The sequence below is a fragment of the Streptomyces niveiscabiei genome (assembly GCF_033794345.1).
Classification (GTDB): domain Bacteria; phylum Actinomycetota; class Actinomycetes; order Streptomycetales; family Streptomycetaceae; genus Streptomyces; species Streptomyces niveiscabiei.
Window position 1 is genome coordinate 23,744 of sequence record NZ_JARAYJ010000046.1, and the last position, 24,494, is coordinate 48,237.

The following is a 24,494-nucleotide window of genomic DNA, read 5'->3' on the forward strand; positions in this document are numbered from 1 at the left end:
ACACGAATGTGGCCACAGGTCGGTAACGGAGCGGACAGAAGGGTTTTTCCTGCCGGTCTACGCGCGTTACGCTGCCGCGGAACCAGCGCCTGGTATAGGGCGCCTGCACAAAGGAGTCTCGCACCATGCGCCGGGTTTCCCGTCTCACCCTCGCGGGTGTCTGTACCGCGGCTCTCGCCGTGACCGTGTCCGCCTGCGGATCCTCCTCGACGTCGTCCTCGTCGTCGGCCGGTGAGAAGAAGAACCTGGGCCTCGCGCTCGCGTACGACGTCGGCGGCAAGGGCGACCAGTCCTTCAACGACGCCGCGACCGCCGGTCTGGAGAAGGCCGACAAGGAGTTCGGCTACAAGTCCAACGCGGTCGAGCCGCAGGACGGCGAGTCCGACGCGGACAAGGTGCAGCGCCTGGAGAGCCTCGCCAAGCAGGGTTACAACCCCGTCATCGGCGTCGGCTACGCGTACGCGCCCGCCGTCAAGGACGTCGCCGCGAAGTACCCGAAGACCACCTTCGGCATCGTCGACGACAACACGATCAAGGCCGCGAACGTCGCCGACCTCGTCTTCCACGAGGAGCAGGCGTCCTACCTCGCGGGCGTCGCCGCCGCGAAGGCCACCAAGACCAAGACCGTCGGCTTCGTCGGCGGCGTCAACGTGCCGCTGATCCAGAAGTTCGAGGCGGGCTTCCGGCAGGGCGTCACGGACACCGACAAGAGCGTCAAGGTCAAGTCGCAGTACCTGACCGAGACGGCGGCCGAGGGCGGCTTCTCCAGCCCCGACAAGGGCGAGTCCGCCGCCGACGGCCAGATCGACGCGGGCGCCGACGTCATCTACGCCGCCGCCGGCCTCTCCGGCCAGGGCGTCATCAAGGCCGCCGCCGCGAAGAAGATCTGGGCCATCGGCGTCGACTCCGACCAGTACAACCAGAAGGCGCTGGCCGCGTACAAGGCGTACATCCTCACGTCGGCCATGAAGAACGTCGAGGGCGCCGTCTACGACCTCGCCAAGTCCGTCCACGACGGCAAGCCGCAGTCCGGAGAGGTCCGCGGCTCCCTGTCCAACGGCGGCGTGTCCCTGTCGAACTCGAACCCGAAGTTCGCCTCCGACACGGCGATCCAGGACGCGGTGAAGAAGGCGGAAGAGGGCATCAAGGCGGGCACGATCAAGGTCAAGACGACCGTCTGACCCTGAGGCTCGGCTGTCGTAATGACACCGTTACCGCCCAGGAACGGGGTACGTGGAGGATCGCCTCTCCGTGCCCCGTTCGCGCGGCACAATGCTCGGAACGGATCGAGGCCGAAAAGATTCGATCGCGGTCCGGGCTCTATTTAAAGTAGGGGCGCTACGCGCGTAGATGGCCCCTTTCTCAAGGAGAGTGCGCCATCGACGCGTCCAGCAGCCCTCCGCTCACCGCAGAGCAGACGACCGCGGTGGAGCTGGCGGGCATCACCAAACGCTTCCCCGGTGTCGTCGCCAACCACGACATCCACCTGACCGTCCGCACCGGCACCGTGCACGCGCTCGTCGGCGAGAACGGCGCCGGCAAGTCGACCCTCATGAAGATCCTCTACGGCATGCAGAAGCCGGACGAGGGCACGATCACGGTCGACGGCGAGCAGGTCGCCTTCGCGAGCCCCGGTGACGCCATCGCGCGCGGCATCGGCATGGTCCACCAGCACTTCATGCTGGCCGACAACCTCACCGTCCTGGAGAACGTCGTCCTCGGCAGCGAGAAGCTGTACGGGATCGGCGCCGGCGCCCGCAAGAAGATCCGCGAGATCTCCGACCGCTACGGCCTCGGCGTGCGCCCCGACGCCCTCGTCGAGGACCTCGGCGTCGCCGAACGCCAGCGCGTCGAGATCCTCAAGGTCCTCTTCCGCGGCGCCCGCACCCTGATCCTCGACGAGCCGACCGCCGTCCTCGTACCCCAGGAGGTCGACGCCCTCTTCGGCAACCTCCGCGAGCTGAAGTCCGAGGGCCTCTCGGTCATCTTCATCAGCCACAAGCTCGGCGAGGTCCTCTCCGTCGCGGACGACATCACCGTCATCCGGCGCGGTACGACGGTCGGCACGGCGATCCCCTCCGAGACGACCCCCCGCCAGCTCGCCGAGCTGATGGTCGGCAGCGAACTCCCCACGCCGGAGACCTCGGAGTCCACGGTCACCGACCGCGCGGTCATCACGGTCGAGGGCCTCACCGTGTACGCCGCCGGCGGCGCCTCCCTCGGCGTCGAGGGCCAGCCCGCCGGCGAGGTCAAGAAGGTCCTGGACGGCGTCTCCTTCACCATCCACGCCGGCGAGGTCATGGGCATCGCCGGCGTCGAGGGCAACGGCCAGACCGAGCTGATCGACGCCCTGATCGGCACGAAGAACGCCGACTCCGGGACGATCGCCTTCCTCGGCGAGGACATCACCCCCTGGCCGACCCGCAAGCGCCGCGAGTCCGGCGTCGGCTACATCCCCGAGGACCGGCACCGCCAGGGGCTCCTCCTGGAGTCCCCGCTCTGGGAGAACCGCATCCTCGGCCACGTCACCGAGAAGCCCAACGCGAAGGGCTTCTGGCTCGACCCCAAGGGCGCCCAGGCCGACACGCGCCGGATCGTCGAGGAGTACGACGTCCGTACGCCCGGCATCGACGTCACGGCGGCCTCTCTCTCCGGCGGCAACCAGCAGAAGCTGATCGTCGGCCGCGAGATGAGCCACGACCCGAAGTTCCTCATCGCCGCGCACCCGACGCGCGGCGTGGACGTCGGCGCGCAGGCCCAGATCTGGGACCGCATCCGCGAGGCCCGCCGCGAGGGCCTCGCCGTCCTGCTGATCTCCGCCGACCTCGACGAGCTGATCGGCCTCTCCGACACCCTCCGCGTCATCTACGACGGCAAGCTGGTCGCCGACGCGGACCCGGCGACGATCACGCCGGAGGAGCTGGGGTCGGCGATGACGGGCGCCGCCAGCGGACACCTGGAACACGCGGAAGACTCCGAAGTCACCGAAGTCACCGAAGTTTCAGAAGATTCCGAAACTTCCGAATCTGCCGAGCCTGCCGAATCCGCCGAAGGCACTCGCACCGAAGGGGAGCGCGACGCCCGATGAAGAAGTTCGACAAGGAGCGCGTGCTCCTCGCGGTGGCCGGCCCGGTCATCGCGCTCGTCGCGGCGATCCTGCTGACCTCGGTCGTGCTGCTCGCCTCCGGCAAGAACCCGATCGAGCCGTACCGGCTGATGCTGGAGCAGATCCCCTACTCCGACATCCAGGTCCTGATCATCAACCAGGCGTCGATGTACTACATCGCGGCGCTGGCGGTAGCCCTCGGCTTCCGGATGAACCTGTTCAACATCGGCGTCGACGGCCAGTACCGCCTCGGCGCGCTGGTCACCGCGATCGTCGGCGCGCACGTCGCGCTGCCCGGGTTCCTCCAGATCCCCCTGCTGCTCCTGGTCGGCGCGCTGACCGGCGCGATGTGGGCCGGTATCGCGGGCGTCCTGAAGGTCACCCGGGGCGTCTCCGAGGTCGTCGCGACGATCATGCTGAACTCGATCGCGACCAGCCTCATCGGCTACCTCACCCTGCGCGACAACTTCGGCGTCCTGGTCGGCGACAACGTCACGACCGGGATCATGAAGGACTCCGGCTGGATGCCCGGCATCAACCTCGGCGCGGACGTCGGCGAGATCTACGGCCTGGTCTTCCTCGCCGTCGCGCTCGGCATCGCGTACTGGGTCGTCCTCAACCGCACCCGCTTCGGCTTCGACCTGCGCGCGACCGGCGAGTCCGAGACGGCCGCCGCCGCGTCCGGCGTCGACGCGAAGAAGATGGTCGTCACCGCGATGCTGGTCTCCGGCGCGGTCGCCGGCATCTCCGGCCTCCCGCTCCTGCTCGGCGACGCGCACACCTACAGCCTGAGCTTCCCGGCGGGCCTCGGCTTCACCGCCATCGGCATCGCCCTCCTCGGCCGCAACAACCCCGGCGGCATCGCGCTCGCCGCGCTGCTGTGGGCCTTCCTCGACAAGGCGTCCCCCGCGCTCGACTACGCCATGCCGGTGGCGTACGAGAAGGAGATCGCCACGATCATGCAGGGCCTGATCGTCTTCGCCGTCGTCATCAGCTACGAGGCCGTACGGCAGTGGGGTCTGCGCCGCCAGCAGAAGCAGGTCGGCGCGCAGCTCGCCGCCGAAGCCGCTCAGAACGTCAAGAAGGAGGTGGCGGTCTGATGGCCACCGCGACCGTCGCCAAGCCCCAGGCGAAGCAGCCCGGCAAGGGCAGCCGCAAGCTCTCCCTCCCCGTACTCCTGCTGATCATCGCGGGCGTGCTGGTCCTGACCTCGGTCGTGCGCCTGATCTCCGGCGCCGACGGCATCACCTCCACCGGCCAGATGTCCACGGCCCTGCGCCTCGCCGTGCCGATCGGGCTCGCCGGGCTCGGCGGCCTGTGGGCCGAGCGCGCGGGCGTCGTCAACATCGGCCTCGAAGGCATGATGATCCTCGGCACCTGGTTCGGCGCCTGGGCCGGGTACCAGTGGGGTCCGTGGACGGGTGTCGTCTTCGGCATCCTCGGCGGCGCGCTCGGCGCCGTCCTGCACGCGATCGCCACCGTCACCTTCAACGTCAACCACATCGTCTCCGGTGTGGCCCTCAACATCCTCGCCCTCGGCCTCACCCGCTACCTCTCGAAGTTCACCTTCGAGGGCGCGCCGCAGGGCTCCTCCAAGCAGTCCCCGCCGATCGACTCGCTCGGCAACTTCGACATCCCGGGCCTCTCCAGCTGGCTGGAGACCCTCAACGGCAAGCACTGGTTCCTGATCTCCGACATCGCGGGCCTGGTCGGCGGTCTCGTCACGAACCTGTCCCCGCTGACCGTCGTCGCCGTCGCGCTCGTCCCGCTGACCTGGTGGGTGCTGTGGCGCACGGCGTTCGGGCTGCGGCTGCGGTCCTGCGGTGAGAACCCGGTCGCGGCGGAGTCCCTCGGCGTCAACGTCTACAAGTACAAGTACCTCGCGGTCATCATTTCGGGTGGTTTCGCGGGCCTCGGTGGAGCGTTCCTCTCCATCGTCGCGTCGAACGTCTACCTCGACGGCCAGACCGCCGGGCGCGGCTACATCGGCCTCGCGGCCATGATCTTCGGCAACTGGATGCCGGGCGGACTCGCCCTGGGCGCGGGCCTCTTCGGCTACACCGACAGCCTCAACCTCCGGGGCGGCACGACCAACGTGCACGCGCTGCTCCTGCTGCTCGCGCTGGTGCTGGTCGCGGCTGCGGCGTACCAGGTCTGGAGGAAGAAGTACGTCTCGGCGGCGATCTCCCTGGTCATCTCCGTCGTGATGTTCATCTGGTACGCCAACACGGACGAGGTCCCGCGCCAACTCGTCACCGCCGCGCCCTACTTGGTCACCCTCCTCGTCCTCTCCTTCTCCGCGCAGCGCCTGCGGATGCCGAAGGCCGACGGGCTGCCGTACCGGAAGGGGCAGGGCAAGTGACGGTCGACTGGGCGGAGTTGAGGGCGGTCGCGCACGAGGCGATGACGCGCGCGTACGCGCCGTACTCGAACTACCCCGTCGGCGTAGCGGCGTTGGTCGACGACGGCCGCACCGTCTCCGGCTGCAACGTCGAGAACGCGTCGTACGGCATCGGCCTGTGCGCGGAGTGCGGGCTGGTGTCCGAGCTGCACCGCACCGGGGGCGGCCGGCTGACCCACTTCACGTGCGTCGACGGCAACGGCGACGTACTGGTCCCCTGCGGACGCTGCCGCCAGCTCCTGTACGAGCACGGGGGTCCGGATCTCCTCCTGGAGACCCCCGAGGGGATCCTCCCCCTCTCCGAGATGCTCCCCCAGGCCTTCGGGCCGGGGCACCTCACCAAGTAACTCCCTTGCGGCCCCTCCCGGTTGATCGGGAGGGGCCGCTGTCTGAAAGGCACCCACCCATGGCCATGGACGCCATCTCCGTCATCCGCACCAAGCGGGACCGCGCCGAACTCACCGACGAGCAGATCGACTGGGTCATCGACGCGTACACCCGTGGCGAGGTCGCCGACGAGCAGATGTCCTCGCTCGCCATGGCCATCCTCCTCAACGGCATGAACCGCCGCGAGATCGCGCGCTGGACGGCGGCGATGATCGCGTCCGGCGAGCGCATGAACTTCTCGTCCCTCTCCCGCCCGACCGCCGACAAGCACTCCACGGGCGGCGTCGGCGACAAGATCACCCTCCCGCTGGCCCCTCTGGTCGCGGCGTGCGGCGCGGCCGTCCCCCAGCTCTCCGGCCGGGGCCTCGGCCACACGGGCGGCACGCTGGACAAGCTGGAGTCCATCCCGGGCTGGCGCGCGCTGCTCTCGAACGAGGAGATGCTGTCGGTTCTTGACGGGGTGGGCGCGGTCATCTGCGCGGCGGGCGACGGCCTGGCCCCCGCCGACAAGAAGCTGTACGCCCTCCGGGACGTCACCGGCACGGTCGAGGCCATCCCCCTGATCGCCTCCTCGATCATGTCGAAGAAGATCGCTGAGGGCACGGGTTCGCTGGTCCTGGACGTGAAGGTGGGCACGGGCGCCTTCATGAAGACGCTGGACGACGCCCGCGAGCTGGCGTCCACGATGGTGGGCCTCGGCACGGACCACGGCGTCAAGACGGTCGCGCTCCTGACGGACATGTCCACGCCGCTCGGCCTCACGGCGGGCAACGCCCTCGAAGTCCGCGAGTCGGTGGAGGTCCTGGCGGGCGGCGGCCCCTCCGACGTCGTCGAACTGACCATCGCCCTGGCCCGCGAAATGCTCGACGCGGCAGGCGTCCGCGACGCCGACCCGGCGAAGGCCCTGGCCGACGGCTCGGCGATGGACGTCTGGCGCCGGATGATCTCCGCCCAGGGCGGCGACCCGGACGCGGCGCTCCCCGTGGCCCGCGAGCACCACGTGATCACGGCCGCCTCCTCGGGCGTCCTCACCCGCCTCGACGCCTACGACATCGGCCTCGCCGCCTGGCGCCTCGGCGCGGGCCGCGCCCGCAAGGAGGACCCGGTCCAGGCGGGCGCGGGCATCGAACTCCACGCGAAGCCGGGCGACACGGTGACCGCCGGCCAGCCCCTCCTGACCCTCCACACAGACACCCCGGACCGCTTCGCGTACGCGCTGGAGGCCGTGGAGGGCTCCTACGACATCGCGGCCCCGGGCACGGACTTCAAGCCGTCCCCGGTGGTGCTGGAACGCATCGCCTGATCCTGCGTCGCCCACCTGAGACCCCCGTCCTTGGTAAGGGCGGGGGTTTTCACGCGACGCGATGTTCCCAGCGCAGGACCGGGCCGGCGCCGATCCAGTAGGTCGCCACCAGCCCCACCCTCGGCTCAGTCCGCGTTGTCCAGAAGCTCGACGGCTTACGGGAACTTCTGAAGCCGCACACGAGCTACGGGCCGGTACGGGTCGGCGACGCGCGCAGGGCCAGGATGCTGCCGCTCGCGGATCTCATCCCACCTCAGGGAGACTCCTGCCGATGACGCCGAAGCCCGCGCCCACCCCCGCCGACCCCGACGCCCGGAACGCGTACCTCGCCGAGGGCAACGCCACGTAGCCGCGCAAGCGGGTGGCGGCGGACGTGTTGCTCCGGGATGCGGACGGGCGAGTGCTGCTGGTGAACCCCACCTACAAGCCGGGATGGGACCTGCCGGGCGGCATGGCCGAGGCGAACGAGCCGCCGGAGGAGACGGTGGTACGGGAGCTGCGCGAGGAACTGGGCCTGGAGGTGGCCGTACGCGGGCTCCTGGTCGTCGACTGGGTGGCACCGCACGGGCCGTGGGACGACCAGATCGCGTTCGTCTTCGACGGCGGGGTGATCGACGCCGCCGAGCCGCCGCACCCTCAGGACGAGGAGCTGTCAGAGGCCAGGTTCGTGGATCTCGCGGCGGCTGCGGGGCCGGATGCGGCGGCTGACACAGGCGGTGCGCGCGCTGGAAGAAGGACGGCCGGTGTATCTACGCGACGGGTATCCCGTCGGCTGACACGCGAACCCCCGCCGGGCGGACGGGGGTTGCGCGGGAGTACGACCGTCAGACGCGCGGCTCGGCGGAGGCCAGCTCGACGAACCCACACCAGGCGTCGCGGGAGACGGAGAGGTGGGGGAGGCTGGTGTCTTTGGAGTCGCGGACGTGGACGGTTGCGGTGCGGGCCGAGACCTCGACGCACTGGCCGCCTTCGGCGCCGCTGTAGCTGCTCTTGCGCCAGGCGACCTCGACGCAATCGCCGCCCTCGGCGCCGCTGTGGCTGCTCTTGAACCAGGCGAGACCGGAAATGGTGGTCGAGGACTCGGCGTTGTTCATAGCGATCCCAGCACTCCTTCGATCTGTTTCATCGACTCCCGTGGAGGGAGAGCCTGCGATCGGATGATCCCATAGCGGGTAGTGGCAAGAGTTGTCCGCTCCGGATCGGTCTGGAGGGTGCTGCTTCCCTGAGCTTCCGTGTACACGAACCGTTTGCCGTCCCTGCGGATGGCGATCGTGAACGGCCCGTCCACGCCCGCGTGTTCCTCGCGGTCGTGCGGCATGATCTGAATGTCGACGTTCGGCTTCTGGCCGAGCATCAGCAGGTGCTCCAACTGCCTGCGCAGGACGTCCTTCCCGCCGTACGGCCGCCCGAGAACCGACTCGTCGATCACGAAGCTGAGCATCGGCATGGGGTGGCGGTCGAAGATGGCCTGCCGGGCCAACCGTGCCGACACCCTCTGCTCGACGATGTCGTGGTCGAGGAGTGGACGCCGCATTGCCAGTAGTGCCCGCATGTACTCCTCGGTCTGGAGCAGACCTTTGAGGACGTACGTGTCGTACGTGAGCAGTTCGACCGCCTTTTTCTCCAGCGCGGCCATGCCCTGGAAGAACGCCGGGTACTGGGCGTGCTCCATCTGCTCCTTCCACACGCTCAACAACCCGTTCGCGTGGAGGAAGTTGTCCGCCTTGTCGATGGTCGGGCCGCTCGGAATCCGCCGACCCTGCTCGTACGAGGCGACCGTCGCAGGCGAGTACCCGATCGCCTTACCGAGGGTCGGACGGTCAACTCCCTCCCGCTCCCGCACTTTCTTCAGGGTCTGCCCGAACGCGATGACGAGCCCCTTGCTGGCCTCGTCCGCAGGCTCAGGACCGGCGTCCTCGTCGTCCCAGTTGTCGCCGAACGCCAACAACGCGCCCTCACCCTCGAACTCCCCGCTGTCCCGGGCCACTTCCTTCATAGGATCACCACCTCTCCGGACCAACGCCCCGCAGGGGAACGCGGTCACGCCGCACGGCTCGTACAGGGGCCGACACCCACGCGTACAGAACCGACCGGCGTCGGTGCGTCACCAATCGTGACGGTACGCCACCGGCGAGCCCGACACGGTCGAGATCCCGAAACCCGTCACCCTCGCGAAGCTCGCACAACACACCACCCTCACAGGCAACTTGACGATCCCCTCTCATGCTGTGTGTTCAATGAGCCCATGAGTGAAGGCGATTACATCCGGACCGACAGCGAGTGGGACGAGCTGGTCTGGATCTGGGAGCGGACCGAGGCGCCCAAGGGATGCAAGGTGGAGATCGTCGGCGGGGTGATCACCGTGACGCCGGTGCAGAACCTCCGGCACCAGACGACCGTGTCCGACGTGTTCCGGCTTCTCTGTCAGGGGACCGACCCGGAGTGGAGGGTTGTCCACCATCTTGGTCTGGCGGTGCCGTCCCGGCTTGAGCTGTACGTCCCCGACATCGCCGTAGTGCCACGGGGTGCTGTGCCGGAAGGGGACGTTCCCTTCGTGCCGGCCGCCGCCGCTCTGCTCGTCGGGGAGGTCACCTCGACGGTCACCGGGGAGAACGACCGAGGTCGGAAGGCTGCCGGGTACGCCGAGGCCGGGGTTCCCCTCTATCTGCTCGTCGACGGGGTGGCTCCCGGAGGGCCGACGGTCACCCTGTACGGGGAGCCGCGTGACGGGGTTTACCGGATGCTCGGTGCCCGGCCCTTCGGGGAGCCCGTCGATCTTCCCGCGCCTTTCAACCTCACCCTCGGCACGTCGAATCTCCCCGTACCGATGAGTTGAGCCGCCGGCCGGGGTCTACCCCTCGTGGACCCTGAAGGACTCCCCGTAGTCATCCCGCGTAGCCCCTTCACCCCGGATGTGGTGGAGGGGCTCTCCGACGAGGTGCGGAGGTTGTTGGCCGTGGCTGTTGAGAAGGTGGTCGTCGTCGATGTGGGCGGGCTCGGGCCGCCGGGGCTGGGGGACGTCAACCTTGTCGCCCGGTTGCAGCTCGCGGCGAAACGGGCCGGGGGGCGGATACGGCTCAGGGACCCCGGCCCGGCGCTGCTCGCGCTGCTAGGGCTGGTCGGTCTCGTCCTTGAGGTGGAGGGGGAACCCGAAGAGGGGGAACCAGCGGGGGGTGTCGAGGTAGAAGTGGAAACCGGTTAGGCGGCCGTCCGAGATCTCCAGGACCTGGATGGACCAGGGCGACCAGCCGCCCTTCTCCGGGTCCGGCTTGTAGTGCGCGAAGCCGGGCAGCCCGTTGACCTGTACGGGGAAGAGGCGGGAGTTCTCGCAGCCCTTGCCGATGGTCGTCATGAAGCCGGTGATGTCCGCGTGGCCGGTGAGCCACAGGTCGAACGGCGGCATCGTCATGATCGCGTCCTCGTGGAGGAGCGCGGTGAGCGCGGTCATGTCGTAGCCCTCGAAGGCCGCGACGTACCGCTCAAGGAGCTTCTTCTGCTCCTCGTCGAGGGAGTTGAAGACGTCGGCGGCGGCGCCCTTGTCCTCGGGCTGCTCGGCGAGGGTCGCGCGGGCGCGCTGGAGGGCGCTGTTCACCGACGCGACGGACGTGTCGAGCAGCTCCGCGACCTCGCTGGCCTTCCACGCGAGGACCTCGCGGAGGATGAGGACGGCCCGCTGCTTGGGCGGCAGCTGCTGGAGCGCAGCCATGAACGCCAGCCGGATGGACTCCTTGGCCACAGCGGCCTCCGCCGGGTCCTCGACGGTGGGGAGCGCTCGCGCGTCCGGGATCGGTTCGAGCCAGGTGTTCTCGGGGCGCGGGGAGAGCGCCGCCTGCGCGAGGGGCGTCGCCTCGCTGAGGTCGATCGGCCGGGCGCGCTTGTTGCCCGCGTTCAGCATGTCCAGGCACACGTTCGTCGCGATCCGGTACAGCCACGAGCGCAGGCTGGACCGGCCCTCGAACTTCTCGTAGTTCCGCCAGGCCCGCACCAGCGTGTCCTGGACGGCGTCCTCCGCCTCGAACGTCGAGCCCAGCATGCGGTAGCAGTACCCGGTCAGCTCGACGCGGTGCTTCTCCAGCCGCACATCGAGGTCCGCCACCGCCGTCGTACCGTCACTCATTCCTCGTCCACCCACCCCTGTGGCCTTCGTGTCACGCGCCGTCGCGTCCACCACCTCGGAAGCTACCGCACCCCACTGACAATGGCCCCTGGACTTGACAAATCCGCAGGTCAGCGCATCAGAGGCGAGGCCATGACAACACGCGACACCACCGGACACCACCGGCAACGGGGACCTCACGCGCCCCGCGGACGAGAACACGGCCCGCCGACGCCGTACACGAAAGGCCGGCCCCGACGGGACCGGCCCTCCCGGCGACCTCAGGCCGCCGCCACGACCTCAGGCCGCCGCCACGACCTCCCGCCGCGCCGCCCGCGTCCCCGCCACCGTGATCGCCACGACCCCGGCCACCGCCAGCAGCCCCACCGCGACGGTCCCGCCCCACCCACCGGCGTGGAAGGCGATGGCCCCGACCGTCGACCCGGCGCTCGACCCGATGTAGTACGCCGACTGGTACAGCGCGGACGCCTGCGCCCGCCCACTCGTCGCCGTCTTGCTCACCGACGACGACGCCACCGCGTGCCCCGCGAAGAACCCGGCGGTGATGAGGACCAGCCCGAGCAGCACGAGCGGCAGCGACCCGGCGAGGGAGAGCAGCAGCCCCGTAGCCGTCGTACCCCCGGAGAGGTACAGGGCTCCCCGGCGCCCGACGCGTCCGACCAGCCGCCCGGTGGTGGACGCCGACACCGTACCCACGAGGTACACGAGGAAGATGGACCCGACGATGCCCTGGGGCAGCGAGAACGGCCCCTCGGTGAGCCGGTACCCGATCACCGTGTACACCCCACCGAAGACGGTCATGAAGAGCGCACCGATGGCGTACAACCTGCGGAGGAGGGGGTTAGCCAGGTGACCCCGTACGGTGCCCAGCAGCACCCGGGGCCGCAGCGACCCCGGCGTGAAGTGGCGCGGCGCGGGCAGCAGCGCGCGGAACGCGACCGCGCACACCACCGCGAGCCCCCCGATCACCCCTACGGCGACCCGCCAGCCCCACTCCTGCGCGACCCACCCGGTGATGACACGCCCGCTCATCCCGCCGACGCTGTTGCCCGCGACGAACAGCCCGATGGCCGTGACCAGCGCCTTCGGCCGGACCTCCTCCGCGAGGTACGCGGTCGCGGACGCGGGCAGCCCGGCCAGCGCGGCCCCCTGCACACCCCGCAGCACCACCAGCGCGCCGAGCGACGGCGCGAACGGCACGAGCAGCCCGACGGTCACCGCGACCGCGAGCGACACCGTCATGACCGTACGGCGCCCGTACCGCTCGGACAGCGCGCTCATCGGCAGGACGAACAGGGCGAGTCCGCCGGTCGCGGCGGCCACGGTCCAGCTCGCCTCGCCGGCCGCGACGCCGAACTCGCTGGAGATCAGGGGGAGTAGAGCCTGCGTGGAGTACAGCAGCGCGAAGGTCGCGACGCCCGCGAGGAACAGCGCGAAGCTCATCCGGCGGTAGTCGCCGGAGCCGGGGTGCATACGGGTGTCGGGAGCGGGGACGGCTGCGCGGGCGCCCGTGGTGGCGGGCGCCTCGGTACTGGCGGAAGGCATACACCGACGGTAGGCCGACCTGCGTTGATGCGTCCAATGCACGGACTCGCCATAATCGTTCCCATGGTGCATCAACCGAGGTCACAGGGGAATCTGTCACCGTCCGGTGACACGGAAGACATGACGGCGCTGCTCGCCCCGAGGCTCGCGTACTTCGCCGGGGTGGCCCGTACGGAGCACGTGACCCGGGCCGCTCAGGAGTTGCGGGTCCCGCAGTCGACGCTGTCGCGGGCGATGGTCCGGCTGGAGCGGGACCTCGGGGTGGACCTGTTCGCGCGCCGGGGCCGTACGGTCTCGCTGACCCCCGCCGGACGGACCTTTCTCGCCTCCGTGGAACGGGCGTTGGGGGAGATCCGGAAGGCCGCCGACGCGGTACGGGCCGACGCGGACGCGGCAACCGGCAAGGTGGCGTTCGGATTTCTGCACACGATGGGCGCGGAGACCGTACCGGCGCTCATCCACGCCTTCCGCGCCGACCATCCCCGCGTGCGGTTCAGCCTTGTCCAGAACTACGGCGAGGCGATGATCGAGCGTTTGCGGGCAGGGGAGTTGGACCTCTGCCTGACCTCCCCGGTGCCGGACGCGCCGGACTTGGTGGCCCGTCGCCTGGACGAACAGAAACTCCGCCTGGTGGTCCCGGCGGACCACCGGCTGGCGGTCCGCAAGCGTGTACGGCTCTCCGAGGCGGCCGACGAGACGTTCGTAACCCTCGAACCGGGCTACGGCCTACGCCGCATCACGGACGACCTGTGCCAACAGGCGGGCTTCCGACCGAGGATCGCCTTCGAGGGGGAGGAGGCGGAGACGCTACGGGGCTTGGTGGCGGCGGGACTTGGCGTGGCCCTGCTGCCGCCCCCGGCCGTACGCAGGCCGGGGGTAGCGGAGTTGACGGTGACGTCACCGAGGGCGGTGCGGGAAATCGGGGTGGCCTGGCTGGACGGCCACCCGGACACGCCCCCGGTGGCGGCATTCAAGAAGTTTCTCTTGTCGAGGAGGGGCAACCTCCTTACCTGACTGCCTACTTCCGCAACGACGCCCCGAACCCCACAGCAAGCGGCATCCTCAACCCCAGCGGCGGCGGCGCAGCAAGCGCGTCCTCCAACGGCCGGGCGAACACCTTCCCGAACAGCGTCCCCATCACGAAGTCCTCGGCCAGCGCCTGCACTTCACCCCGGTACTGACTCAACCCGTGCCCGTCGGAGTGCACTTCGAACCGGCACACGTCCCGGTTCGCCTTCTTCGCGCGAGCGGCGAGCCGGAACGACAACTCCGGGTCCGTACGCTCGTCGTTGGTGCCGTGGACGATCAACACCCGCCGCCCGACAAGCTGCTTGACCGGCTCGGGGGGAGCAGCCACATCCTCCTCCGGCAGCCAAGGGGCCAGCGCGAGAACGGAGTTGACCGCATCGTGCCCGGCGGCCCGCAGCGCGGCCCGCGCCCCCATCCCGACCCCGGCGAGGCAGACGGGAACGTCACCGTAGCGGCGTACGACCTCCTCGGCCCCCCAGAGCGCGTCCGCGGCGAGATGCGCCTCCGTCCCGTTCCACCCGCGATAGCGGTAGTGGACGGCGTGGACGGCGAGCCCCTCGGCGCGCCCCGCGCGGGCGAGGCGGCGGCCGAGGGCGCGTACGGAGGACGTCGCCCACATGGGGGACGGCTTGCGCTCGGAGAGCTCCTCGCCGGCGGGCAGGAGCAGGACCGCTCCGCTGACGGAGGCCGGCTCGGGGCCGATCGCCTTGCCCAGGTGGGGGGTTCGGAGCGGCGTCACATGCTGTGCCATGGCAGAACAGTGTCAGAAGCGCCGGTGTACTCCACCCGTCCGGGCGGTCACCGTTGCGTATCGACGGTGTGCTGAGCCGAGCCGTCTACGCGCGTAGGAGTTACTGTGCCGGGATGACGAGCCAGAGCATCCCCAGGGGCGTCACCCCGACACCGGACCAGATCCGCCGGGCGCCCAAGGTTCTGCTGCACGACCACCTCGACGGCGGGCTGCGCCCCGGCACGATCGTCGACCTAGCTCGCGAGTACGGGTACCCCGGGCTACCTGAGAGTGACGCCGACAAGCTCGGCGTCTGGTTCCGTGAGGCCGCCGACTCCGGTTCGCTGGAGCGGTACCTGGAGACCTTCTCGCACACCGTCGGCGTCATGCAGACGCGCGACGCGCTGGTCAGGGTCGCCGCCGAGTGCGCGCAGGACCTCGCCGAGGACGGCGTGGTCTACGCGGAGGTGCGGTACGCCCCCGAGCAGCACCTCGACGGCGGGCTCAGCCTCGAAGAGGTCGTCGAGGCGGTCGACGAGGGCTTCCGCGAGGGCGAGCGCCGGGCCCGCGAGAACGGCCACCGCATCCGCGTCGGCGCCCTCCTCACCGCGATGCGGCACGCCGCCCGCGCCCTGGAGATCGCCGAACTCGCCAACGCGTACCGCGACTCGGGCGTCGTCGGCTTCGACATCGCGGGCGCCGAGGCCGGTCACCCGCCGACCCGGCACCTCGACGCCTTCGAGTACCTGAAGCGCGAGAACAACCACTTCACGATCCACGCCGGCGAGGCATTCGGGCTGCCGTCGATCTGGCAGGCCCTCCAGTGGTGCGGCGCCGACCGGCTCGGCCACGGCGTGCGGATCATCGACGACATCGAGGTCGCGGACGACGGGAGCGTGACCCTCGGCCGGCTCGCCGCGTACGTCCGCGACAAGCGGATCCCGTTGGAGCTGTGCCCCAGCTCCAACCTCCAGACCGGCGCCGCCGCCTCCTATGCCGAGCACCCCATCGGACTGCTGCGGCGGCTGCATTTCCGGGCCACCGTCAACACGGACAACCGCCTGATGTCCGGGACGAGCATGAGCCGGGAATTCGAGCACCTGGTCGACGCGTTCGGTTATACGCTCGACGACCTCCAGTGGTTCTCAGTCAATGCTATGAAATCGGCGTTCATTCCTTTCGATGAACGACTCGCCATGATCAATGACGTGATCAAGCCCGGGTATGCCGAGCTGAAATCCGAATGGCTGTTCCAGCAGACGGCCTCCACCAGCGGTTCTTCCATCGGACAGGGTCGGTAGCAGAGCCTTCGGGGCTCCGGGGTGCGGACGGGTGTTCACCACTCGTCCGCATTTCGATGTTTGCGGTGGGCGCCTTGGCATGTTTACGGTCGGGGACCGCTCGTATTCCCGTACATTCCCCGTTGCCCCCTTCGAGTTCGAGGACGCAATTCCCATGAAGCAGTCTGCTGCCAAGACCCTCGGTGTCGCCGCCCTCGGTGCCGCCATCGCCGCCGTCGGCGCGGGTGCCGCCTCCGCCGCCCCCGCACTGCCGGACGTCCAGGCCCTCGGCGGGGTCACCAACGCGCTGCCCGGCGCCGGCGAGGTCGTCAGCCAGGCCCAGCCCGCCATCGCGACGAGCGCCGCCGCCGTCGCCCCGATCGCCCAGCGCGCGCTTGCCGACGGCCCCACCAAGCCCGTCGCCGGTCTCCTCGGCGGTCTCCCGGTCGGCCAGGGCCTGCCCACGCACGGCCTGCCGATCAACGGGATTCCGCTGGGCTGACGTACCCCTGCGGGGTGCGCCTGAAGTACTACCCGGGTAGTACTTCAGGCGCACCCCGTTTCTGCTCTCCCCGTTCCCGTCCTCCCCGCCCCCGCGCCCCCGGGCCCTCTCACGGCGCCGGGATGACCTCGATTCGCTCCCCGTTCAGCAGGTACAGCGGCAGCAGCCGCTCCTTCTGCGGCACCGGGAACTCCTGCGCCCCGGCGAGGCTCGCCAGCGCCAGCAGCCCCAGCGACACCTGAGCGCGCGGCGCCGGGGAGTCGCCCCAGTACAGCGCGTGCTTCTCCAGCGCGTCCGCCAGCGTCTTCGCGAACTGCTCGTCGTCGTTCGCGAGCATCCGGTGGAACAGCGCGGCCGGCTGGTAGTCGACCTGGTCCGAGAACCCGGTCGGCGTGTACGCGACGGCCTCCGGGTGCCCCGCCTCCATCGTCGCCAGCAGCTTCCCCACGATGTCGTCCATCGGCCCGCGCGACAGGTACGTCCGCAGCGTGTCGATCCAGTGCAGCACGTACTCGTCGACCGACTCGTCCTCCCGCAGCCGCTCCAGCGGCACCTCCACCAGCCGCGCCACCCGGCCCCACTCCCGGCACACCAGCGCCAGGTACAGCGCGTCCAGCCAGGCCCGCGCGTCCGCCGGAGGCTCCGCCGGGAACGCGGGCAGGCGCACCTCCAGGTCGTCGAAGAGGAACTCCCGCGCCTCACCGCCCGTGAACAGCAGCGTCCCGAGCTGGACCGCCGCCGACCAGGCGTCCCACGTGGCGAGTTCGGACGCGACCGGGTCGACGGCGCAGCGCGCGTGCGCCAGCGTCACCGTCGAGGCGAAGGCGTCCGCGAGCACCGACGGGTCCTCGGCCAGCCGCTCCAGCAGCCCCGCCGTGTCCCGCGCCAGCGCCTCGGCGTCCGGCGCCCGCCCGGTCAGCGCCGTCCGCAGCCGGCCCGCGCCGTCCAGCCTGACCAGGCCCTTCATCGCCGCCAGCAGCTCCGGCGGCGGCTGGATGGAGAAGCTGCGGCTCTCCTCGTCGATGACCGTCAGGGACGTCAGCTTCCCCCGGTACCACCAGTACACGCGCGGCGACAGCCGCCCCTCGCCGCGCTGGTGCGCCCCCAGCGCGTACTGCGCGAGCGCGTTCAGCGCGTCCACCACCGTGCCGTCCGCGATCGGGTGGTACACGAGGTTGTCGCGGGTCGGTACGGCGAACAGCGCGCCGTGCTCCGGCAGCGGCTCGCCGGTGACACGGCGGGCGACCTCGCCCAGGTACAGGGCCTTGCTCGCGACGAACGGGGAGTCGCCGTAGAGGCTGTGCAGCGTCGTGTGCTCGCCGACCCGCACGACGTCGTGCTCGACCGGGACGCCCGCGAGGTTGTCGTACCCCGCCTTGCCGAGCGCCTCCAGGCCCGCGCGCTCCACGTCCGCGTCGGTGAGGATCCGCACGCTCGTCGGGCCGTCCAGGGCGTACGCGAAGACCAGGCCGTCGGCCACCACGCGCGCGTACGTCAGGTCGGCGGCGATCTCCGGGCCGATCGACTCGGCGGGCAGCAGCCGGACGTACGCGCCCCTCAGCAGCTCCTCGGCGCTCTCGCCGCCACGGCTCGCCTGCCGCAGGTGCTCGAAGTGGGCGTCCACCAGCGCGGGCCACTCCTCGACAGCGGACCGGGCGCAGCGCACCGCCAGGTCGTGCAGGGAGTACCGGTGGCCGTCCTGGAGATGCGGGGCGGCCAGCGAGCGCAGGTGATCGGCCTGCGCCGCCGTCAGCAGAGGGAGTTCGGCGTCGGGAGTCGGTTCTGGTGCTTCGTCGAAAGTCACCCGGATGACTCTATGAGGGTTTCGGCCACCCCCGTGACCGGACGGCGGCTACCAGGCGGCGCTCCCGGTCGTCCGCGCCTTGTCCTGCGACGGGAAGAGGATCCACAGCGCGATGTACAGCAGGAACTGGGGGCCCGGCAGGAGACAGGACAGGACGAATATGACGCGCATCGTCGTGGCCGACGTACCGAAGCGGTTGGCCAGCGCGGCGCACACGCCGCCGATCATGCGGCCGTGCGTGGGACGGGCGAGGCGGGACATCTGGGGCTCCTTCACAGCGGTGCTCGGTCGAGACGCGGCCCCTGTCGGCCGCCTCTCCATGACTCCAAGCTACGAGGACGAAGCGGATAAAGCGTCCCTCTACGGAGCTATCCCGACCCTGGGAATCGTCGGGGTACGCCCCTGAGACGGCTCCTCCTGACGGAGGGCCGCCGGTCGTCGCCGCGTCGTACGCCTACGCAGCAGGTATCGCCCGGCGGGTACCACCAGGGTATGAGCGAGGGCGACACCGGCCGTGTTCAGCAGGATCGAGTCCACGTCCACGACCTGGCCGGGTACGCCGGTCTGGAGCAGCTCGACCGTCAGCGAGAGCATCGCCCCGGCGGCGGACGTACGCACCAGGGAACCCAGGGGGGAGACCCGCAGTCTGCCGTGCACCAGAGGGAGCAGGACGCCGAGGGGGGCCAGCAGGGCGAGACCCCGGCCGATCCTGCGGACCGCCTCGTGCCAGCCCAGGCCGAGATCGGTGCGGATGCCGTCGAGCGGGTGCAGGTTGGCCGGCATCACCCAGGGGACGTCCAGCGGTCGCAGCGAGTACCAGGCGACGAACGCGAGATGAGCGGCGAGGAGAACACCTCCCGCCACACGGACACGGATCACGGCGCTGCCGCCGATGGGGCCTTGACGCTGCACGACCCCCAAGACGCACCGCTCACGGCGAATGGTTCCGCAGGGGCCTCGGGGAGGGGGGTGAGTCCTTCACCACACCCGCACACACCGCGATCCGGTCACGGTGAGTCACGGCGCCCGCCGCAACTCCCGTACCGCTCCTCCTACTTCGCCACGTTCGACGACGGCGGCACCTTGTTCCCCGGCCGCTGCTTCACCTCGTCCGTGCACTCGTAGCGCCTCAACTCCCGGCCCTGCTGCGCCCCGAGGACCACGGAGCCGTCACCGTCGGAGGCGGCCGAGCCGGAGAGGGTGCAGACCACCTGCGCGAGGGCGTACGGGGAGAGCGTCTGGGGCGCGACGCTGAGGCGGAGCGCGTCGTCGGGGTCGGTGCCGGTCAGCGGCGGCAGGACCCGCACGCCCTCGCGCACGTCGGTCGTGTACCCCGACTCCTTCTCCTGGGACGACGGACTCGCCCCCAACTCGTCCAGCAGCCCCTGCGCGACCAGCACCCGGCGCCTGGCACCGACCGCCCCGTCCGGCACGGGAACCGCCCGGTCGACGGCGACGAGCGACGCCCCGCACAGCAGGAACACCTGCACCGGCACCCGGCCCGACAACTGCGCCGCGGTCGTACCCGACTCGGAGGCCGAGCACCGCACCCGGGAGGGCGCCGCGCCGAAGTCGGTGGGCACCTCGGTCGCGCGGATGCCGCAACCGGAGAGCAGCAGTCCGAGCGAGGCGACGAGCAACAACCGCGCACGCCCCTTGGCCGGAACGCCGTTCGCCGTCACGGCGGTCGAGGGCGCCGATGCTGCGACGCCTTCTTCCCGCACGGCAGTTGAGCCGGCCCGGTCCGTAACACCTTCCGTCAGCCTCACGACGCCGTCTCCCCGTTCTCGTCCTCCCGCTCCACCGCTTCCGAGGTCCCCCGGGGCAGTCTCAGCGTGAACACCGCACCGCCTTCAGGGGAGTTGGCGGCGCTGATCTCGCCGCCGTGGATGTGCGCGTTCTCCAGCGCGATGGAGAGCCCGAGCCCGCTGCCCTCCGAACGCGGCCTGGACGCACTGGCCTTGTAGAACCGGTCGAAGACGTGCGGCAGGACTTCCTCGGGGATACCGGGCCCGTGGTCGCGCACGGCGATGACCACCTCGTCGGCGCTCTCCCGCACGGATACCCGCACCGGAGACCCGCCGTGCTTGAGGGCGTTGCCGATGAGGTTCGCGAGGATGACGTCGAGGCGGCGCGGGTCGAGCTGCGCGTGGATCCCGCGCTCGGCGTCGAGTTCGACCGCGTCGAGCCAGGCGCGCGCGTCGATGCAGGCGGTGATCTGGTCGGCGACGTCGACGTCGTCGAGCACCAGCCGGGCCGTCCCCGCGTCGAAGCGGGTGACCTCCATCAGGTTCTCGACGAGGTCGTTGAGCCGCCGCGTCTCGCTCACCACGAGCCGTACGGCGGGCTCGATCATCGGGTCCATGCTGCCGGTCTCGGCCTCGAGTTCCTCTTCGAGCACCTCTGTCACGGCCGTGATCGCGGTCAGCGGCGTCCGCAGCTCGTGGCTCATGTCCGCGACGAACCGCCGCGACGCCTCGTCCCGCGCCGCCATGTCCGCGACCCGCTTCTCCAGCGCCTCGGCGGCACGGTTGAACGTCCGTGACAGATCGGCGAGTTCGTCCGTACCGGACACCTGGAGCCGCGTGTCGAGCCGGCCCTCGCCGAGGTGCCGGGCGGCAACTCCCAGCCGGTGCACGGGTTTCAGTACGGTCGTCGACGCGGCCTGCGCGATCAGCGCGGCCCCGATCAGCGCGAGCCCGGTGGCGATCCCGAGCGACCAGGCAAGGGAGTTGAGGTCTTTCGCCTCGGGTTCGAGCGACTTGCGCATGTACCCGGTCGGCCCGCCCCCGTCGACCTTCGTCCCGGCGACCAGATACGGCGTCCCGTGATCGACGACGCGCTGCCAGAAGAGGTGGTACGGCGCCCGGTTGGCCCCCGTCACCGACTGCTGCTTGTTCACCGCGCGGCGCAGCGACTGAGGCACGTCGTCCAGCGAAAACCCGCTCAGGCCACCGGAGTTGCCGTACACCGTCCGCCCGACGTCGTCGGTCGCGACCAGCAACACACTGAAACGCTGACTGGAGTTGGCCATCTGCGCGGCCGTGCGCTGGAGTTCGGTCTGCGAGGGACGCTCGGGGAGCGCGCCAGCGCGGTTCTGCATCTCCGTGCGGAAGTCCTTCAGCACCGCGTCCTGCGCGCGCGTCAGCACCGCCTCGCGGTTGAGCCAGTAGGCGATGCCGGACGCCGAGACGGCCGTCGCGAGCGCGACCGCGCCGAACACGACGACCAGCCGCAGCCGCAGGCTCGTGAAGCGCAGCCGGGACAGGACCACTTTGCGAAACGCGGACCAGCCGCGGAAACCTGGTGCGGCCTGGGTCACTGAGGCGCGTCCAGGCGGTAGCCGACACCCCGGACGGTACGGATCAGCGTGGGCGACGACGGCACGTCCTCGATCTTGGCGCGCAGCCGCTGGACGCACGCGTCCACCAGCCGCGAGTCACCGAGGTAGTCGTGCTCCCACACGAGCCGCAGCAACTGCTGCCGGGACAGGGCCTGTCCGGGCCGCCGGCTCAGTTCGAGCAGCAACCGCAGCTCGGTGGGCGTGAGTTGGAGATCCTGGCCGTTCTTCGTCACCGTCATCGCCGACCGGTCGATGACGAGGCTGCCGAACGTCGCCGAGTCGCTCGACTCCCGCTCGCCGCGCCGCAGCACGGCCCGGATACGGGCGTCCAGCACCCGGCCCTGGACCGGCTTCACGACGTAGTCGTCCGCCCCGGACTCCAGGCCGACGACCACGTCGATGTCGTCGTTGCGCGCGGTCAGCAGGATGATCGGCAACTGGTCCGTGCGCCGGATGCGCCGGCACACCTCGAACCCGTCGATGCCGGGCAGCATCACATCCAGCACGATCAGATCCGGTCGCTGCTCACGCAGCAGTTTCAGACCGTCCTCTCCACTGGCAGCGGTCGCCACGCGGTGCCCCTGGCGCGTCAGTGAGAGCTCCAGGGCCGTACGGATGGCGTCGTCGTCCTCGATCAGCAACAGGGAAGGCACGGGCTCATTCTGGCCCATACAGGGGGTGAGGTTCGACAGGTGGGGGCTTATAACGCCTTTACGAGCCCCCACAGGTACTACCCGGTTACCCCCTGATCCCCAACCGCCACAGGGAGGTCACCTCCGCGCTGCGAACCGTGTACAACGGGTCACTCCGGTCCTTCGCCCGCCGGTGCCGGGGCCGTACGTCGTGCCGCCCCACGACGGTGAGGCCACCGTCGGCGAACAGCCGCAGCAGCTCCTCCCGCGTCCGCAGCCCGAGCAGCTCGGCCAGATCCGACATGATCAGCCACCCCTCCCCCGTCGGCAGCAACCGGTTGCGCAACTCTCCGACGAACCCCCGCAGCATCCCGCTGTCCACGTCGTACACCCCCCGTTCCAGCCCCGCACTCGGCGTCCCCGGCAGCCACGGAGGATTGCAGACGACGAGATCGGCGCGGCCCCGCGCCGGGTACAGCGCCGGGCCCTGTACGTCGATCCGCGCGCCGAGTCCGAGACGGCGCGCGTTCTCCTCGGCACAGGCGAGGGCGCGCGGGTCGATGTCGGTCGCGACGATCCGCCCGACCCCCCGGCGGGCCAGCACGGCCGCCAGGACGCCGGTCCCGGTGCCGAGGTCGAAGGCGGTGCGGCAGGGGCGGGGCAGGGGGGTGGAGGCGACGAGGTCGACGTACTCCCCTCGTACGGGGGAGAAGACCCCGTACCTGGGATGGATACGGCCGGACAGAGCGGGGACCTCCACGCCCCTCAGCTGCCACTGGTGGGCGCCGATCACTCCCAGGAGCTCCCTCAGAGGTACGACGGAGGGACCGGCGGGCGGGCCGTACGCGGCTCGGCAGGCTTCGCGGACGTCGGGGGCGCGGCGCAGGGAGAGGGCGTGGCCGCCGTCGAGTTCGCCGAGTTCCACGAGGAGACGGTTCAGCGTCGCCGCCCGGCGGGCGCGGTCGCGGCGCTGGAGGCGGAAAATCTCCGCCGGTGAACCGGCCCTGTCGTAACGGGAATTCGGGATGCGGCGGCTCAACGCCGTAAGCATCTGGCGGGCGTTGACGTAGTCGCCCTGCCACAGGAGGGCGGTGCCGGACGAGGTCAGGCGGAGAGCGGTGGCGGCGCGGAGACGGTCGTCGACGGGGACGACAGCGTCGTACTCGAAGGGCATGGAGATGCTCCGGGAAGTCGTAAGTGCCGTGGGAGCGGAGGCACTTCGACGGGGCGAGGAGCAGGGGGAACGGCTGGGGGACCCGCTGTCACCGCCGCGCCGAAGCGCGGGGGAGCGGGTCGCCGAGGACCATGCCGTAATACATGTCCGCCAGGGTCCCACGGGGTTGGCGGGGAGGCCAAACGAACTGGTCTACCGCCGACGCCTTTGAACCCGCTGTGGTGTCGCCGTGCGGGGCCCCTGTGACAGGTCTGTGACAGTCGGCGGACATGGCCATGAAGGTCCCCCGGCAAGCTTTTCGGCACAGGGCAAGCCGCTCTGAAGCAAGGCGCAAGAGCACCAGAGGTCCACGACGGGAGGCGCGACATGAACTCGCTGCACAGCATGAACACCAGCGCAGTGGTCACGCGTCTCCACGACGTCCGGTGGAGCTCGGAGAAGTCCGGTGTTGTGAGCGGGCGGGGGTGCGCTCGCAGCACCGGGCGTCAACACACTACGTACATCACGGTGGTTGACGCGAAAACGGGGGATGCGGTTCCGGGGGGAGCCGCGTACAGGGAGGACACGGGGGAGCGTCGTTCCATCAGCGAGGCGGAGTTCACCGCCTACGTCCAGGAGCGCCGCGCCTCCCTGTACGCCACCGCGTACCACCTGACCGGCGACCGGTTCGAGGCCGAGGACCTGCTCCAGAGCGCGCTGTTCTCGACGTACCGGGCCTGGGACCGGATCAGCGACAAGGCGGCGGTGGGCGGCTATCTGCGCCGCACCATGACGAACCTGCACATCAGCGCGTGGCGCCGCCGCAAGCTGAACGAGTACCCGACCGAGGAACTGCCGGAGACGCCCGGCGACACGGACGCGATGCGCGGCACCGAACTGCGCGCGGTCCTGTGGCAGGCGCTGGCCCGGCTGCCGGAACTCCAGCGGACGATGCTGGTCCTCAGGTATTACGAGGGCCGTACCGACCCGGAGATCGCGGAGATCCTCGACATCAGTGTCGGCACGGTGAAGTCCAGCATCTGGCGGTCGCTCCGCCGGCTGCGCGAGGACGAGGTCCTCAGCTTCGGCCGTGACGAGGAGAACGCCTTCGGGGAGCTTGTCGCCTGAGGGTGAACCCCGGCTCCGCTCTGGGGGGAGCGGT

General features: G+C 70.3%; 24 protein-coding genes and 1 pseudogene. 13 read left to right on the forward strand and 12 right to left on the reverse strand.

Annotation, left to right across the window (positions count from 1 at the left end; translation table 11 throughout):
• Nucleotides 1-125: 125 nt before the first annotated feature.
• The 7 genes and pseudogenes from PV682_RS38440 to PV682_RS44460 form a co-directional block, all read left to right on the forward strand.
• Nucleotides 126-1,181 carry a BMP family lipoprotein gene (locus tag PV682_RS38440; protein WP_319736774.1) on the forward strand — a complete coding sequence of 352 codons (1,056 nt, stop codon included), beginning with the start codon at nt 126-128 and terminating at the stop codon, nt 1,179-1,181.
• A gap of 197 nt (nt 1,182-1,378) precedes the next feature.
• Nucleotides 1,379-3,088: an ABC transporter ATP-binding protein gene (locus PV682_RS38445; RefSeq protein WP_319736835.1), complete on the forward strand. Its 1,710-nt coding sequence runs from the start codon at nt 1,379-1,381 to the stop codon at nt 3,086-3,088.
• Entirely contained in the window at nt 3,085-4,206 is a 1,122-nt protein-coding gene (locus tag PV682_RS38450; protein WP_055719728.1) for an ABC transporter permease, read from the forward strand. Before PV682_RS38445 ends, PV682_RS38450 begins: the two co-directional genes overlap by 4 nt.
• Complete coding sequence (locus tag PV682_RS38455) at nt 4,206-5,468, forward strand: ABC transporter permease (RefSeq protein WP_319736776.1); 1,263 nt, start codon at nt 4,206-4,208, stop codon at nt 5,466-5,468. Before PV682_RS38450 ends, PV682_RS38455 begins: the two co-directional genes overlap by 1 nt.
• Nucleotides 5,465-5,854: a cytidine deaminase gene (locus PV682_RS38460; RefSeq protein WP_319736778.1), complete on the forward strand. Its 390-nt coding sequence runs from the start codon at nt 5,465-5,467 to the stop codon at nt 5,852-5,854. Before PV682_RS38455 ends, PV682_RS38460 begins: the two co-directional genes overlap by 4 nt.
• A 59-nt stretch (nt 5,855-5,913) precedes the next feature.
• The gene (locus PV682_RS38465) at nt 5,914-7,197 is read left to right on the forward strand and encodes a thymidine phosphorylase (protein WP_319736780.1); all 1,284 of its coding nucleotides are present in this window, start codon (nt 5,914-5,916) and stop codon (nt 7,195-7,197) included.
• A gap of 409 nt (nt 7,198-7,606) precedes the next feature.
• Nucleotides 7,607-7,828 (forward strand): annotated as a pseudogene (locus PV682_RS44460) (NUDIX domain-containing protein); the annotation flags it as partial.
• A 193-nt stretch (nt 7,829-8,021) separates the two neighbouring features.
• Here PV682_RS44460 and PV682_RS38475 read toward each other — a convergent pair.
• Nucleotides 8,022-8,291: a DUF397 domain-containing protein gene (locus PV682_RS38475; RefSeq protein WP_319736782.1), complete on the reverse strand. Its 270-nt coding sequence runs from the start codon at nt 8,289-8,291 to the stop codon at nt 8,022-8,024.
• Nucleotides 8,288-9,193 (reverse strand): helix-turn-helix transcriptional regulator, encoded by a 906-nt coding sequence (locus PV682_RS38480; protein ID WP_319736784.1) that lies wholly within the window; start codon nt 9,191-9,193, stop codon nt 8,288-8,290. The genes PV682_RS38475 and PV682_RS38480 overlap by 4 nt, the downstream gene beginning before the upstream one ends.
• 249 nt (nt 9,194-9,442) lie before the next feature.
• Between PV682_RS38480 and PV682_RS38485 the strand changes: the two genes are divergently transcribed.
• Together PV682_RS38485 and PV682_RS38490 are read left to right on the forward strand one after the other, a co-directional pair.
• Complete coding sequence (locus PV682_RS38485; protein ID WP_319736786.1) at nt 9,443-10,033, forward strand: Uma2 family endonuclease; 591 nt, start codon at nt 9,443-9,445, stop codon at nt 10,031-10,033.
• Between the two features lie 120 nt (nt 10,034-10,153).
• On the forward strand, nt 10,154-10,399 hold the full coding sequence (locus tag PV682_RS38490; protein WP_319736787.1) for an STAS domain-containing protein: 246 nt from the start codon (nt 10,154-10,156) through the stop codon (nt 10,397-10,399).
• Here the strand turns inward: PV682_RS38490 and PV682_RS38495 are convergent.
• Both PV682_RS38495 and PV682_RS38500 read right to left on the reverse strand, forming a co-directional pair.
• On the reverse strand, nt 10,307-11,314 hold the full coding sequence (locus PV682_RS38495) for a sigma-70 family RNA polymerase sigma factor (RefSeq protein ID WP_319736789.1): 1,008 nt from the start codon (nt 11,312-11,314) through the stop codon (nt 10,307-10,309). The genes PV682_RS38490 and PV682_RS38495 overlap by 93 nt on opposite strands.
• A gap of 279 nt (nt 11,315-11,593) precedes the next feature.
• A complete protein-coding gene (locus PV682_RS38500) occupies nt 11,594-12,859 on the reverse strand; it encodes an MFS transporter (RefSeq protein WP_319736790.1) in 1,266 nt (421 codons plus the stop codon).
• A 63-nt stretch (nt 12,860-12,922) separates the two neighbouring features.
• Here PV682_RS38500 and PV682_RS38505 point away from each other — a divergent pair, with 63 nt between their 5' ends.
• On the forward strand, nt 12,923-13,873 hold the full coding sequence (locus tag PV682_RS38505; protein WP_319736792.1) for a LysR family transcriptional regulator: 951 nt from the start codon (nt 12,923-12,925) through the stop codon (nt 13,871-13,873).
• Nucleotides 13,874-13,877: 4 nt separating this feature from the next.
• On the opposite strand, the gene PV682_RS38510 is transcribed toward PV682_RS38505, so the two are convergent.
• On the reverse strand, nt 13,878-14,639 hold the full coding sequence (locus tag PV682_RS38510; RefSeq protein WP_319736794.1) for an alpha/beta fold hydrolase: 762 nt from the start codon (nt 14,637-14,639) through the stop codon (nt 13,878-13,880).
• Nucleotides 14,640-14,752: 113 nt separating this feature from the next.
• Between PV682_RS38510 and PV682_RS38515 the strand changes: the two genes are divergently transcribed.
• Entirely contained in the window at nt 14,753-15,919 is a 1,167-nt protein-coding gene (locus tag PV682_RS38515; RefSeq protein WP_319736796.1) for an adenosine deaminase, read from the forward strand.
• Nucleotides 15,920-16,073: 154 nt separating this feature from the next.
• A complete protein-coding gene (locus tag PV682_RS38520) occupies nt 16,074-16,400 on the forward strand; it encodes an ATP-binding protein (RefSeq protein ID WP_319736798.1) in 327 nt (108 codons plus the stop codon).
• Between the two features lie 109 nt (nt 16,401-16,509).
• Here PV682_RS38520 and PV682_RS38525 read toward each other — a convergent pair whose 3' ends face one another.
• From PV682_RS38525 to PV682_RS38555, 7 genes are all read right to left on the reverse strand, one after another.
• Nucleotides 16,510-18,204, reverse strand: a complete 1,695-nt coding sequence (locus tag PV682_RS38525) for an immunity 49 family protein (RefSeq protein WP_319736799.1) — start codon at nt 18,202-18,204, stop codon at nt 16,510-16,512.
• A gap of 48 nt (nt 18,205-18,252) precedes the next feature.
• Nucleotides 18,253-18,465, reverse strand: a complete 213-nt coding sequence (locus PV682_RS38530; protein ID WP_055719718.1) for a PspC domain-containing protein — start codon at nt 18,463-18,465, stop codon at nt 18,253-18,255.
• A gap of 99 nt (nt 18,466-18,564) precedes the next feature.
• The gene (locus PV682_RS38535) at nt 18,565-19,116 is read right to left on the reverse strand and encodes a VanZ family protein (protein ID WP_319736802.1); all 552 of its coding nucleotides are present in this window, start codon (nt 19,114-19,116) and stop codon (nt 18,565-18,567) included.
• A 140-nt stretch (nt 19,117-19,256) separates the two neighbouring features.
• On the reverse strand, nt 19,257-19,886 hold the full coding sequence (locus PV682_RS38540; RefSeq protein ID WP_319736837.1) for a hypothetical protein: 630 nt from the start codon (nt 19,884-19,886) through the stop codon (nt 19,257-19,259).
• Nucleotides 19,887-19,969: 83 nt separating this feature from the next.
• The gene (locus PV682_RS38545; protein ID WP_319736804.1) at nt 19,970-21,526 is read right to left on the reverse strand and encodes a HAMP domain-containing sensor histidine kinase; all 1,557 of its coding nucleotides are present in this window, start codon (nt 21,524-21,526) and stop codon (nt 19,970-19,972) included.
• Nucleotides 21,523-22,200, reverse strand: coding sequence for a two-component system response regulator AfsQ1 (gene afsQ1 / locus PV682_RS38550; protein WP_010352555.1), 678 nt, complete (start codon nt 22,198-22,200; stop codon nt 21,523-21,525). The genes PV682_RS38545 and afsQ1 overlap by 4 nt, the downstream gene beginning before the upstream one ends.
• Before the next feature lie 85 nt (nt 22,201-22,285).
• Nucleotides 22,286-23,353 carry a class I SAM-dependent methyltransferase gene (locus PV682_RS38555; RefSeq protein ID WP_319736806.1) on the reverse strand — a complete coding sequence of 356 codons (1,068 nt, stop codon included), beginning with the start codon at nt 23,351-23,353 and terminating at the stop codon, nt 22,286-22,288.
• 366 nt (nt 23,354-23,719) lie between these two features.
• Here PV682_RS38555 and PV682_RS38560 point away from each other — a divergent pair, with 366 nt between their 5' ends.
• A complete protein-coding gene (locus PV682_RS38560; RefSeq protein WP_319736808.1) occupies nt 23,720-24,460 on the forward strand; it encodes a SigE family RNA polymerase sigma factor in 741 nt (246 codons plus the stop codon).
• Nucleotides 24,461-24,494: the final 34 nt, after the last annotated feature.

What these genes read in the sequence shown, in the direction of transcription:
- PV682_RS38440 (WP_319736774.1), top strand. Translation starts at nt 126, where the DNA reads ATGCGCCGGGTTTCCCGTCTCACCCTCGCGGGTGTCTGTACCGCGGCT.
- PV682_RS38450 (WP_055719728.1), top strand. Translation starts at nt 3,085, where the DNA reads ATGAAGAAGTTCGACAAGGAGCGCGTGCTCCTCGCGGTGGCCGGCCCG.
- PV682_RS38455 (WP_319736776.1), top strand. Translation starts at nt 4,206, where the DNA reads ATGGCCACCGCGACCGTCGCCAAGCCCCAGGCGAAGCAGCCCGGCAAG.
- PV682_RS38465 (WP_319736780.1), top strand. Translation starts at nt 5,914, where the DNA reads ATGGCCATGGACGCCATCTCCGTCATCCGCACCAAGCGGGACCGCGCC.
- PV682_RS38475 (WP_319736782.1), bottom strand. Translation starts at nt 8,291, where the DNA reads ATGAACAACGCCGAGTCCTCGACCACCATTTCCGGTCTCGCCTGGTTC.
- PV682_RS38480 (WP_319736784.1), bottom strand. Translation starts at nt 9,193, where the DNA reads ATGAAGGAAGTGGCCCGGGACAGCGGGGAGTTCGAGGGTGAGGGCGCG.
- PV682_RS38485 (WP_319736786.1), top strand. Translation starts at nt 9,443, where the DNA reads ATGAGTGAAGGCGATTACATCCGGACCGACAGCGAGTGGGACGAGCTG.
- PV682_RS38495 (WP_319736789.1), bottom strand. Translation starts at nt 11,314, where the DNA reads ATGAGTGACGGTACGACGGCGGTGGCGGACCTCGATGTGCGGCTGGAG.
- PV682_RS38500 (WP_319736790.1), bottom strand. Translation starts at nt 12,859, where the DNA reads ATGCCTTCCGCCAGTACCGAGGCGCCCGCCACCACGGGCGCCCGCGCA.
- PV682_RS38505 (WP_319736792.1), top strand. Translation starts at nt 12,923, where the DNA reads ATGGTGCATCAACCGAGGTCACAGGGGAATCTGTCACCGTCCGGTGAC.
- PV682_RS38510 (WP_319736794.1), bottom strand. Translation starts at nt 14,639, where the DNA reads ATGGCACAGCATGTGACGCCGCTCCGAACCCCCCACCTGGGCAAGGCG.
- PV682_RS38515 (WP_319736796.1), top strand. Translation starts at nt 14,753, where the DNA reads ATGACGAGCCAGAGCATCCCCAGGGGCGTCACCCCGACACCGGACCAG.
- PV682_RS38520 (WP_319736798.1), top strand. Translation starts at nt 16,074, where the DNA reads ATGAAGCAGTCTGCTGCCAAGACCCTCGGTGTCGCCGCCCTCGGTGCC.
- PV682_RS38530 (WP_055719718.1), bottom strand. Translation starts at nt 18,465, where the DNA reads ATGTCCCGCCTCGCCCGTCCCACGCACGGCCGCATGATCGGCGGCGTG.
- PV682_RS38555 (WP_319736806.1), bottom strand. Translation starts at nt 23,353, where the DNA reads ATGCCCTTCGAGTACGACGCTGTCGTCCCCGTCGACGACCGTCTCCGC.
- PV682_RS38560 (WP_319736808.1), top strand. Translation starts at nt 23,720, where the DNA reads ATGAACTCGCTGCACAGCATGAACACCAGCGCAGTGGTCACGCGTCTC.